Source organism: Oleiphilus sp. HI0066, from assembly GCF_001635725.1.
The window spans coordinates 1-1315 of record NZ_LWFH01001638.1 but is presented as its reverse complement, the minus strand read 5'-3'; the positions used below and the strand labels follow the sequence as shown (position 1 = coordinate 1315).

The following is a 1315-nucleotide window of genomic DNA, read 5'->3' as shown; positions in this document are numbered from 1 at the left end:
TCATTTTCACTTGGATCAAATTAAGAATTCGATTGCGCAATTTATCAGGATCGTCAGATTGATAAGAAAGGTCTTTAGACGTCGCTTCGCTTTTTAAAGTGAAGTTCATTAGCGAAGACAGTTTTTCGGGTTCCGCAATGCGGTAAACCAATTGACCTTGCACGGTGACTTCTTGATAGTCCTTTGTTGTTTCTTTGAATATGAACGGAAGATCACTCGTTCCAGTTGGAATCGCCACCAGNGAAGTACTGGGTGCGTAATACCATAGTGCTAGGCCTGTACCTTTACGCTTAACCTGGCCTTTTTTGAACTGCATAAGATAGGTTGTCGGTGCAACCTTAATGTATTTGATATTTAACATGACAAACTCCTTGCCTGTTTCGGAAGCCGTCTTAACCTCACCTAGCGCATCTTCGCTTCGTTGCATCCTCGCTCGCACTTCGCCTATCCATGAGATATGTGTCATCACTCATTGTCGGGCGCCTTGCGGAATCTGCATTAGGTGAACTTAATCCAAGCTACCTTAAGTTGTGTTTGAAAGGCCGGTCTATCCAGGCCTTTCGTTTAGTGCTTTCTGTTAACACGTTTTGGTTATCGATGAGGCTGTTAAGCCGCGCTTGAAATAGTCTCCTTAACTTGATTTTCTTCAGCTGCATTAGCACGTACTTCTTCAAAGCTATAGTCCTTAAGCAACTTTCCATTTCGATAGACAGGCTGAAGCAAGTTTTCCTTATCACCCAACTCCTGGGCTCGGATGGTTTGCACTTGCCCCTTGTCATCTTTGATCACGGCTAATCGCCCTTTCTTCGATCGCTTTCCTGAATCGGTAATTGGATCCTTGAACACATCTCTCCATAGACCATCTACTTTTGCCGCTGAAGCTTTCATTGCAAATTTCATCGTGTCACGATTTACTTTTTGCAATAACTCACCACCCATTCCAAAGGCGATGTTTTCAGCACTTTGCTTTCTAAGTTTCATTGCATCCAAAATCGCTTCGATGGTTTGCAATGAAACACCATCACCTTGAATCACTCGAATGTATGAAGGTAAAACGCGATACCCTTTATCATTCACTTCGTAACCAAAGTTATTCATTAACCTTTCAATCGTTTCTGTGACGATATTGATTGGATCACCACTGTCTGGCCTTACAATCAAAGTGCCACCAGTGCGTTGCACTTTATCCTTCAACTCTTCACCCCAGATGTTATCGATAGCATTCCACAAATCATAGGAATCACTAACAACGGCCACTAACTTGTCTGGGCCACTGAACTGATCAAGCATATTGGCGTAAGCCTCTTTTTCGTTA

The 1315-nt window shown here is 42.9% G+C and carries 2 pseudogenes; both read right to left on the bottom strand.

The features are described from left to right. Window positions 1-466: pseudogene (locus tag A3738_RS25595) on the bottom strand (hypothetical protein); the annotation flags it as partial. Between the two features lie 140 nt (window positions 467-606). Continuing rightward, window positions 607-1315, bottom strand: a pseudogene (locus A3738_RS25590) (nicotinate phosphoribosyltransferase); the annotation flags it as partial.